The 10160-nt window shown below is 68.3% G+C and carries 11 protein-coding genes and 1 pseudogene; 6 read left to right on the top strand and 6 right to left on the bottom strand.

Annotation, left to right across the window (positions count from 1 at the left end):
* Positions 1–874: 874 nt before the first annotated feature.
* Positions 875–2233 (bottom strand): PAS domain-containing protein, encoded by a 1359-nt coding sequence (locus tag ACFYX0_RS45350; RefSeq protein ID WP_388981038.1) that lies wholly within the window; start codon positions 2231–2233, stop codon positions 875–877.
* A gap of 83 nt (positions 2234–2316) precedes the next feature.
* Between ACFYX0_RS45350 and ACFYX0_RS45345 the strand changes: the two genes are divergently transcribed.
* The 6 genes from ACFYX0_RS45345 (at position 2317) to ACFYX0_RS45320 (ending at position 5153) form a co-directional block, all read left to right on the top strand.
* A complete protein-coding gene (locus tag ACFYX0_RS45345; protein ID WP_388981032.1) occupies positions 2317–2517 on the top strand; it encodes a transposase in 201 nt (66 codons plus the stop codon).
* Between the two features lie 163 nt (positions 2518–2680).
* Positions 2681–2878: an IS3 family transposase gene (locus ACFYX0_RS45340; RefSeq protein WP_388981029.1), complete on the top strand. Its 198-nt coding sequence runs from the start codon at positions 2681–2683 to the stop codon at positions 2876–2878.
* Positions 2879–2948: 70 nt separating this feature from the next.
* The gene (locus ACFYX0_RS45335) at positions 2949–3158 is read left to right on the top strand and encodes a hypothetical protein (protein WP_388981026.1); all 210 of its coding nucleotides are present in this window, start codon (positions 2949–2951) and stop codon (positions 3156–3158) included.
* Positions 3159–3218: 60 nt separating this feature from the next.
* The gene (locus ACFYX0_RS45330) at positions 3219–3980 is read left to right on the top strand and encodes an SDR family NAD(P)-dependent oxidoreductase (RefSeq protein ID WP_388981023.1); all 762 of its coding nucleotides are present in this window, start codon (positions 3219–3221) and stop codon (positions 3978–3980) included.
* Between the two features lie 29 nt (positions 3981–4009).
* Entirely contained in the window at positions 4010–4381 is a 372-nt protein-coding gene (locus ACFYX0_RS45325) for a MerR family transcriptional regulator (RefSeq protein ID WP_388981020.1), read from the top strand.
* A 304-nt stretch (positions 4382–4685) separates the two neighbouring features.
* Positions 4686–5153 (top strand): GNAT family N-acetyltransferase, encoded by a 468-nt coding sequence (locus tag ACFYX0_RS45320; RefSeq protein ID WP_388981017.1) that lies wholly within the window; start codon positions 4686–4688, stop codon positions 5151–5153.
* A 303-nt stretch (positions 5154–5456) separates the two neighbouring features.
* Here the strand turns inward: ACFYX0_RS45320 and ACFYX0_RS45315 are convergent, their stop codons facing one another.
* The 5 genes and pseudogenes from ACFYX0_RS45315 to ACFYX0_RS45295 form a co-directional block, all read right to left on the bottom strand.
* The gene (locus tag ACFYX0_RS45315) at positions 5457–5861 is read right to left on the bottom strand and encodes a hypothetical protein (protein ID WP_355923851.1); all 405 of its coding nucleotides are present in this window, start codon (positions 5859–5861) and stop codon (positions 5457–5459) included.
* Between the two features lie 376 nt (positions 5862–6237).
* Positions 6238–6756 (bottom strand): hypothetical protein, encoded by a 519-nt coding sequence (locus ACFYX0_RS45310; protein WP_388981014.1) that lies wholly within the window; start codon positions 6754–6756, stop codon positions 6238–6240.
* A gap of 409 nt (positions 6757–7165) precedes the next feature.
* Positions 7166–7435 carry a hypothetical protein gene (locus ACFYX0_RS45305; RefSeq protein ID WP_388981035.1) on the bottom strand — a complete coding sequence of 90 codons (270 nt, stop codon included), beginning with the start codon at positions 7433–7435 and terminating at the stop codon, positions 7166–7168.
* 253 nt (positions 7436–7688) lie between these two features.
* Positions 7689–8974: pseudogene (locus ACFYX0_RS45300) on the bottom strand (ISKra4 family transposase); the annotation flags it as partial.
* 530 nt (positions 8975–9504) lie between these two features.
* Positions 9505–9960 carry a hypothetical protein gene (locus ACFYX0_RS45295; protein WP_388981011.1) on the bottom strand — a complete coding sequence of 152 codons (456 nt, stop codon included), beginning with the start codon at positions 9958–9960 and terminating at the stop codon, positions 9505–9507.
* Positions 9961–10160 lie beyond the last annotated feature (200 nt).

Here is a 10160-nt window from a genome sequence, read left to right as displayed (position 1 = left end):
CCCCTGGGCAACAGCGGCTCCAAGCGGGCCCACTGTGCATCCGTCAGATCTCCACGTGCCACGAAGCAAGATCATCCCACCTCAAGATCCACTTTCGATACACGCCCTAGACGCACTGTGCAAGGTGCTGCCCTAAAAGTCATCACGTAATGAGGTGATGTCCCGGTTCAGGAGCGTTCCTGCGGAGATTCGAGGCGCTGGGGCTGTCGAGCCTCAAGTGCCAGGCCGTCCCTGCCGGAGACCAGACCTCTTCGCGTCGAACAGCCAGGCAGGGCCATTCCGCAGAATTGGTCTGGGAAACTGTCATAGAAATGGACCATACTCCGGTGCCACTGGGTACGTAGCGTTGCAGGCGTGAGCACGAACGAGCACGCGGAAGCCCGCAGCGCCTCCCCGAGCACAGGGAGCACCTTGAGCGGATCGTGGGCGAGGACCAGGAGGAGCGGGAGCTCCGGCTCGGGGCGTGGATCGGGATCAGCGGAGCAGGGCCGCGACGTTGTCGCCGGAGCGTGTGGAGCAGCTGTCCGCGATCGGGATGCGGTGGGCGTAGCGGCGTACGGACGCACAGCGGGGCCGGGCAGGAACTCTCGGCCCAGTCCCGCCCTGTTGCGGGGCTGCCCGACGTCACGCACGTCAGCGCGCCCCGCCCTCCCCGCGCCAGGTGGTGTCGATGTGGCGTGCGGGGCTGGCCTGGTCGTCACTGTGGGCGGATTACCAGCGGATCCTGGGGCTCTCGCGGACCGGAACCGCCTCGGTCAAGGTCCGCTGGCCTGCCAGGAGATGGCCAGCTGCTTTATTAGCGGTTTCACGGCCGCTGTCATGCGCTCTTCCTCGGTGATGGGATCCCGGGTCGGTGGGCGCGCGACCGGCTGACTCATAACCGCGTGTGGGCGCTAGTGGGAGATTGGTATGACGCGGTCTCAGAAGCCGTACGAGCGCTGGACGTCTGTCGTCGAGCACGTTGCCACGGATGAGGCCGCCACCTTGCTGAACAAGCCCGGCAAGCCGCACAACCGCGGAGAGCTGCACGCTCTACGACGGCCTCGCGCGCCCGCCTCATGCGTCGGATGCTCGACTGTCGCCTGGGCCCGCCGTCGCGGCTACGACCCTTCTCACGTTCGTTGGTCAGTCTCAGACCGTCAGCGGCTAGCGCAGTACGTCGACTTCGGGAGACCTCACGAAGGTCTGCACGTAATCGATGGCCGCATAACCCGGGGCGATTCACCCCTCGCGCAAACGGCGACTCTGGGATCCCTGGGTGGATCGAGGCCAAACCGGCACGACGGAACACAGGGGGACGATCGTGCATTGTGTCGGTTCGGGCAGAGGGCTCTTTGCCGAATGGAACCGCCTCTGCCAGGTCGACGGCGACGTAGTCGGCCAACAGGGGCACGGCGAGGCTGGCCAGTTCCTGTGCGGTCCGCATGATGTCCAGGGTGCTGCCGATGCGCGTGCTGGCCTGGCTGAGGATGGCAAGCCGCTCGCGCGCCCGCTGGTTGCTGGTGACATCCACGCTTATGCTGCACACCCCCAGTGCCTGGCCGTCCACGTCCTGGAGGCAGAAGAACGAGGCCGAGAATGCGTGCTCCCGGCGCGGATCTTCCGGCGGCCACACCCGGTACTCGTGGACCGCGGAAGTGCCGCTCGCCAGCACCTGCCGCATCACCGCTTCAAGGGCCTCGGCCTCGAAGCCGGGCAATGAATCCTTCAGGCGGCGTCCGAACCTCCGGTCACGGGAAATGCCGTCATAGCGCTCCATCGCGTCGTTCACCCAGGTGCAGCGCAGCTCCGGGTCACGAATGGCGATGCCGACCGGCGCGCGGGTAAGCAGCGACTCCCGTACCGATCCGTTCACCGTCCCCGAGGAGAACGCGCCTATGTCGGTCAGGGATACCAGCCACCGATGGGTTACGTCCGGTCCCCGCAGCAGCACGAGGCGCAGGCTCAGGTTGAGCGTACGGCCGTCGCAGTGGCGAACCGCCGCGGTGCCGGACCAGCCTCCTTGGGCACGGCACTGCTCGGCGAACGCTGATACCCCCAGCGCCTCCTCGGAGAACGGCAGCACGAGTGTGACGGACCGGCCCACCACATCCCCAGCGCAGTACCCAACAACGTGCTGAGCGGCTCGCGTCCACGCGACCACCGTCCCTTGCTCGTCGATCATCGCTATCGCTGCGTCGGATATCTCGCGGAGCCTCAGCGGCTCCAAGAGCCTGGACTGGTCAGTGCTCATCATTGCGGCCTGGTCTGAGGTGCCTCGAGGTTTCCGGACAGGGACCCAATAGGATCCCCGTGTAAGGAAACGAGAGGCAAGACATGGCACCACCCAGCAAGTACTCGCCGGAGTTCAAAGAGGAAGCGGTCCAGATCGCGCTTCGGTCCAGCAAGACCATCTCGGAGACGGCCCGGGAACTGGGCCTCAATCCGGAAACCCTCCGCGGCTGGGTGAAGAAGCACGAGAAGCAGAATGAGCCGCCGGCCGATGCGCCGCTGACGCTCGATGATGGGCCCGGCTGAAGGAGGCGGAACGCCGGGTTCGTGAACTCGAGATGGAGAACGCCTTCCTGAAAAAAGCCGCAGCGTACTTCGCAAGGGATCCCCGGAAGCCAGCAAGTACGAGTTCAGGGGCCTCGGACTTAGGCAATCGGTCGGGCGCACCGGGATCTGATTCGACAATGCCATGGCCGAGTCCTTCTTCGGTGCCCTTAAGAACGAACGTGTCTCTCGGGTGAGTTACCTCACGCGTGAAGTTGCCCGGCAGGACATTCGGCGGTACATCGAATTCTGGTACAATCGCAAACGTCTGCATTCGGCGGTGGGTTACCGCCCGCCGCAGGAAGTCCACGCCGAACATCAGCGACTTCGGCTCGTTGCGTGAAATGACAGTCAGATCCCTGTCCGAGAAACGCAGGGCGCCTCACTTCCCAGGCCGACGGGCCGGACAGCCCATGACCCCGGACACCCTCGAAATCCGCCTCCGCCACCTGGGCTTCCCCACCCAGCGCGGACGCGCCGCGGCGATCCGCCACCTCGTCCTCCAGGCCCCTGCACCTGTGGTCGCCCGCATGCTCGGTTACCACGACGACACCACGGCTCAGCTCGCAGCCGAGGCAGGAGGAACCTGGCGACACTACGCACCCGGCGACCACACCCGCTGATCAACAGCCCACCAGAGCCGGTTGACCTTACCGCTGGCGGCAGGGTTGAACGATGGCCGTATGAACAGCAGCACCGCACCTCAGATCAGCAGGATCGTCGCCGTCACCGGGGCCGGCACCGGGATCGGCCGGGCCACAGCCCGCGCCTTCGCCGCCGAGGGCGCCCACGTCCTCGCCGTCGGCCGACGGGCCGAACCACTCGACGAGACCGCCGCCGGGCACGACCGAATCACCCCGCTGGCTGCCGACGTCACCGCCGACGGCGGGCCCGACCTGATCGTCCGGACCGCGCTGGACAGGCACGGCCGGTTGGACGTGCTGGTCAACAATGCCGGCATCGTGCACAGCGGTGCCCTCGGCACGCTCACGCCAGAGATGATCAAGCCGCAGATTGCCACCAACCTGGTCGCACCCATCCTGCTGGCCCAGGCCGCGCTGCCGTCCCTGGAGGCGTCCGGTGGAGTGATCGTCAACGTGAGTACGTCCGTGGGGCAGCGGGGCTGGCCGGGCAGCTCTGTCTACGCGGCGACCAAGACCGCGCTGGAGCTGCTGACCCGCAGTTGGGCAGTCGAGCTGGCGCCCCGCGGAGTCCGGGTGGCGGCGGTCGCGCCCGGCGCGATCGACACGCCGATCGGCGAGCACCAGGGGCTGACATCGGAACGAATGGCCGCAGTACGGGAGTGGCAGCTGGCACACACCCCGCTGGGCCGGATCGGCCGACCGGAGGAGGTGGCCTGGGCAATCACCCAACTTGCGGCGCCAGCCGCGTCGTTCGTCACCGGTGTCGTGCTCCCCGTCGACGGCGGGGCGGTCGTGGCGTGATAGGAGTTGCACCCGGGAGGGTGGAGCGGGTGCAGATCGGTGAGCTGGCCAAGGCGACCGGGGCGACGGCCCGTGCGCTGCGGCACTACGAGCAGGCGGGGTTGATCTCCTCGGAGCGGGCCCCCAATGGTTACCGTGTTTACGACGAGCGGGCAGTGGTACGGGTCCGCAACATCCGCTACCTCTTGGTCGCCGGGCTCACCCTGGACGACGTGCGGGTCTTCCTGCCGTGCCTGGACGGAGACGTGACTACCGCGCCGCCGTCCGGCAAGGGCATCCGGGTCGCAGCGGAGCGGCTGGCGGTCCTCACCGAACGCATCGCCGCCCAGACCGCGGTCCGGGACCGCCTCCAGGCCGCACTCCGCCAGGCAACCAGTGACCGGCACCGGCCAGTGGCCTGACCGCCAAGCCCCCGGCGGCCACACACGGTGACCACAGACCCTCACTCATTGAGGAATACGCGGTTGCCGATTACGCGAGGTCGCCAGTTTCACACCCCCTGCTGCCCGAGACGGGGCGGAAGGACACCTCCACGACATCCTCCCAGTCCGGATCCAGCGGCGGGGCCTGGCCGAGCACTTCGACGGTGAAGCCGACACTGCCCGTGTACAGCCCGGTCAACAAAAACCGCTGGCCACAGACCTGAATCGGGGACCCTTGGAGTGCGGGCCCAAACTCCGGGGCTGGTCCGTACGATCGGATGCCGTGATCACCACCAGGGCCGACGGCCTCACCCTCGACACCGACCCCGCCCGCATCGATCTCGACCGCGTGCATCGCTGGCTTTCCACCGACGCCTTCTGGGCCCTGGGTCGGATCCGAGAGACCGTGGCGCGCTCGATTGAGCACTCGCTCGTCTTCGGTGTCTACACCCCGGACACCGCCCAGCAACTTGCCTTCGCCAGAGTCGTCACGGACTACGCCACCTTCGGCTGGCTCTGCGATGTCTACGTCGCACGCGAGGCACGTGGCCGGGGCATAGGAACCTGGCTGGCGGAGTCGGTCGTCGCAGCGCTGGCGCCCTACCGACTGAAGCGGCTGATGCTTTCCACGCTGGACGCGCACGAGGTCTACGCACGTGCCGGCTTCTCAGCAGTGCCCGAACCAGAGAAGCTCATGGTGATCACCGCACTGGACGCTGTGCGCGCCGCGTTCGGCGACGGCGCTGGATAGGCCGGTGGAGCAGTGATTGTCCAACCTGCGCCGTCCGGGCGCTCTGGACGCGATCACCCGGAGTGTAAGGCCGCGCTGGAGACGATCGATGAGCTCTGAAACACGGGGTGACCGGCGGACTGGCAGCGGCACTACGCCGCACAGCGCCACGCCCTAACGCGCAGCCACTCCCCGACCTCGTGGCGGTATCGGTGCCGGTTTCTGCTCGCCATCCATGAGCACCCGGTAGGCCCCGGGGCCAGGCAGCGATTGCCCCATCACCTGGCTCACCAGGTGATGGGGCAATCGCTGCCTGGCGCAGCACTAGCCTGCGGAGCAGAGGCCGTCGTTCGGGCAGAACACAACCCCCGTGTAGTTGTAACCGTCCCGTACCGTCACGGGATTCGGGTCGGGGGGGATGTTGACGTAAGAACCCGGATCAGCTGTGGCGGTGAAGTGGACCGTCGTCCCGACCGGGAAGCTCGCGGTGCAGGTACCGGTCGGCGACGGCGACGGGTCGCCGGCATACGGGTCCCACGCCACCGTGTGGCAGTTGATCCCGGCGGGGCTGCTGGTGATGGTTCCGCCGCCCCAGCCGTCGCTGACATACGCGTTTAGTTGAGCAGTGGACCCAGCCTGAGCTGGGGCGATGAAGCCGATCGCGGCGGCCGTGGCCAGCGAGGTGACGACTCCCATCGCACGCCAGGCGCGGTTTCTGTTCTTACTCACGGGACGCTCCTCTGATCGACCCGAGGGGCATGACTGCCGCCCTTTTGACCTTGCAGACTGAGCTGAGACGGAAAGCTCGCGAGTCATCCAGAGCCGTACGGCAATCCATTCCATCGCAGCGCAGCCCGCCACTCCACGCAAGTCGGGGCAGTAAAGGCCTGTGAGCGCCCGTTCCTAGCGGCCGCCCCTGGTGTCGACGCCGACTGGAGCCGGGCAACGTCGTGCGCCAGGGCGAGCACCCGGGGTGTTGGGTGCGATCGGTCCGCCGAGGTTATCTAGGGTTAAGTGCTTGCCTTCGCAGGTCAGCGCGCTGCGGAGGGTGCAGGCAAGCAAGTCATGTGTCCTGGAATCGGGCGGTGTCCCAAGCGACGGGCTGTCAGGAGCGTGTGTCGGCCGGCTGGGCGGGCGCGATGTAGAAGGGCACCTGCCGGTAGAGGGCGAGCGAGGGGTCGTCGGTCGCGGGCCGCAGTGGCGCGTGTGGGCACAGCAGCCAGATGCCCCGCTTGCGTTCCTCACGGGCGAGCCACTGCGCCTGCCAGAGCAGCCCACTGCCCGCTCCCGCCAGAGCAAGGCCCGCCGGGACGCCCGTGGTCGACGCGATGAGCAGGCCGAGCCCGAGACCGATTACCACCGGCACGGTCAGCGGCTGGGAGACCGCCTTGAAGGTGTTCTCACGCGCGATCACCGGGGAAACCTGGGGCGCCGGGGTGGCCGCCTCCAGCCGGTTCCGGTACCAGGCACGGCGCGCTACGGCGACCCAGGCGAACGGCGCGCCAAAGAGCAGTACAGCGAGCACCGGTCCCCCAAGTCCCGCTGTGCCGCCCATCAGGGTGGTCAGGGAGGTCACCAGCCCCACCAGCAGCGCGATGGTTCCCAGAGCGCGCGTAGTGGCCACCGCTCCTATCAGAGACGGCCGAGTGTCCATGAAATCCCGATCCCCCGATTGGTGTTCGACGGACCACCCTATCGGCCCTTACGCGGTCCCTCTTCACCGAGTGCTGGCCGGTGCGGGCATCGCGCCGCAGGCAGACGTATGGAGGCACCGTCGCCTCCTCGCTGCGGCGCATCTCCTGCCCGATTTGCGACCTCGGTTCGGCCGAACCGAGGTCGCCGAACTGTATTCGGTTCCGTACAAGGCCCGGAGAGGCCGCCGGCTTCATGGACGTCCCGAACATGCCTGAACATCCCTCGGATACTTGTAAGGCACGGACTCCCGCGGCTGCTTGCCTGACATGCCTGACGCTCAATCTGCACCCGAGATAAGCTCGGCTGGGACAAGCTCACCACCGTGCCGACCGCGGCCTTCACGGGATGTCACCGGTCCAGTCGAAGCGGCGCGGGTCGCCGGGGCGCGGGTCGTACATTGCCCGGCCGCCGGCGCCGAACTGCCCAAGCTCGGTCTGGAGGGCGACACCGGTGTCGATCTCGTCCTGCGCCCAGCCGGTAATGTCGAGCAGCAAGCCGTCCAGCGGCCCGCCCACCAGTTCGACGTAGCGCTGACCCGGTACCGGGCCGGGGTCCTCGTGGTCGGCGCCATAGACCCGGCCACGCAGCAGCTGCTCATCGCCATTCATGCCGATCAGCCTCGCAGCCGCCACCGACAACGCGGTCCTGCTCATCGCCCACCGGCATGCGCCCGTGGAGGGCGGGCACAGCGGCAGCGGGGCCGGGCGGGTTACCCCTTACCCGGCCCCGCTGCTGAGCGCTGCCGTACAGCCGCCCTATCCGGCTGGGGTGACGCGTCGGGGGGGCGCGGATGCCGTCGAAGAGCGCTTCCATATCGGTCAACCGTGGTTGGGTGCGGCTCGTTTCGAGGGACGACGTTGATCAAGCCGTGAGGGCGAACTGCTGCGGGGCGGAGCCGGGGTAGATGCGCTCGTGCTCATGGCGGGTGTGGAAGCGCCAGTAGGGTTCGAGGTCGCCGTTGGAGACGACAGCACGCAGCCGGAGGACGGCTTCTGCTCCGGGTAGGCCCCAGCGGGCGCCGGTGATGTCGAGTCGGTCTGCGATCAGGTGGCGGCAGGCGCCCTCGACCGCGCCGGTTGCTGTCGGCCAGCCGTTGGCCAGGGCAACGTCGTAGCGGAGTTGGTCCAGGTGTCCGGTCAGGTAGCGGTCGCAGGCGTCAACCGCCTCGCGCCGGGAGGCCGACAGGTGTTCCCGCTCCGCCTGGGCGGTCATCTCGGCGGCGACCCGGGCGGCGTGGCCTGCCAGGACCGCGGTCAGATGGTCGGCCGCCCAGGCTTCGGCCTCGGTGGTGCCGGGTTTGTGGAAGGCGTGGGCGGCGGCCCAGGCATACTCGGCGACGTGCACGAAGTTCAGCAGGATGTGGACCGTGATGCCGCGTCGGGAGGCCTCCGCTGTGATCAGGTCGAGCTGGTGGCGGGCGCCGTCCACCAGGACGGCCCACGGTCGCAGGTGCTGCGAGTCGCGGGCCTCGGCCTGGTCGAAGGCGTCGGTGATGACCTGCTCGGGCGAGCGGACCAGAGAGGCGGTGCACCACTTGTTCTCGGCCTTCGGCCCCGGGCGGCGGGGCGTTCGCCGCTGCGGCCGCCGGGCGGCTGGATCACGTCGTGCGGGCGTCTCGGCGCCGGCCGGGTGTCGAAGACGCAGGCCACGGTTGCCATCCGCTTGCGATTCGCCTTCTCGCCGGGGGCGAGTCGGCCGCGGTGGCCGATCGCGGCCTTCTCGGCGGCTCGTCTGGTGGCTTCGCGCAGGGCCTCGGGGCGCATGACCACGCCCTTGCCATCCACTTGGACCACCAGCGGCATCTCGCGGCTGCACGGGACCGGGATCCTGGCCTGGTAGAAGCCGTTGACGTCGACCGCGGCGGCGACCACGAGCTCTTCCAGCCTGCGTTTGCCGAGCACGTTCCCGCAGCGGCGCTCAACGGCTTGGTGGGCCTGGTCGAACGAGCCACGGACGGCTTCGGTGACCGCGAGCCGCCGTAAGCCGTTCGCGTGCCGGCCCGCTGGCAGCGAGAGTACGGCGTCGGCGGGGTGGACGTTGCAGGCGCCGGGGCCTCGGTGGGCGACCCGGGTGACCCGGACCAACCCGAACACGGTGGCCAGCCACCGCTGGTGGCCTGGTTCCTTCAGCTTCGACCGCGTGCCCTCGATCTTCCCAGCCTCGGCGGGCAGCCCGATCCTCGGCACGATCTGCTTGGCGCGGACCGGCCCCGGCGCGTCCGCCACCACCTCCACGATGTCCCGATACACCCGCGGCAGGACCTCCGCCCCCATCCCAGGCTGCCAGTTCGGCACCGTCAGCACCCCGACGACCTGCCGCGCGGCCCCCGCATACGCCGACGCGACCGGCTCACCCTCGACCGACCGATTATCGACCGCGACCCCCGGTTTCTCCGAGGTCATCTCCGCCAGCACTTCGGCGACCGTCTCCCGGGCGATCCACAGCCGCTCCAGCCCCTCCCAGGCCGCCTTCAGCCGCCCGGACACCTCCGCGAGTTCGGCTTCGAGCTCCTCCACCCGCGTCTGGCAGCCGCCTCGCGGGCTTCCAACTCCTCGAACAGCGAGCCCATCCATCGCTCCTCTCCCGCTACCACGGTAGAGACGAGCAGACCAGAGCGGGAGTGGCTTTCTCAGAGTGCGACAGCTACGGGCGGATAACGATGGTGCTGAGCGTGCCGTCACCCCACACCGTGGTTTGTGAAGAGGGTCGCGAAGCCGCTCCGCAACAAGTCCACCTCACTCCCCACCAGGTCCCAATCATCGAGTAGTTGGACCCGGAACCACACCTCGCAGGGCTCATCGTCTGGATCTTCCCCGAGGCGTGCGCGGCCGACTGCGAGGAGAAACTCGCGCTTGCCGTTGAGGAGCCCGTGCTCCGTGGCCATGCGGCGCCAGCCCGCGTTGACCTTGTCGACGAAGTCCGGAGCATCCAGGTCGGCGACCTCGTCCGGGTCTGAGTCGAAGCGCCCGTGCTCGGGCCGGGCGCTCGCAGGCGACACGTACTCCGGCAGAGGGGGCAGCCGAACATCCTGCTGGACCCGTTCGACGAGTCGAAGCCCGGTGGGTGCGAGCAGGTCACCTATTTCGGCGTCAGCCGGCGGTTCGCCCAGTGGAGTCGCGACCGTGCCTGCCACCGGTTCAAGACCACGATCCGCTGAGAGCGGTAAACTCACACATTCATTCCGTCAATGGATCCGGCCAGGGCGAATTCGCTCACGTTGGCGAGTTGCCAGCGCTGGTGGCCCACTTCGCCGTACGCGGCCAGCAGCACCGCCGGGTCCGGGCCCTCCAGCACGGTCGGCCTGGCCAGACCGTCCAGCACGATGAAGCGGAG

The organism is Streptomyces sp. NPDC002573, assembly GCF_042889625.1.
GTDB classification, from domain to species: domain Bacteria; phylum Actinomycetota; class Actinomycetes; order Streptomycetales; family Streptomycetaceae; genus Streptomyces; species Streptomyces gibsoniae.
This window is presented reverse-complemented; position numbering and strand designations above follow the sequence as displayed.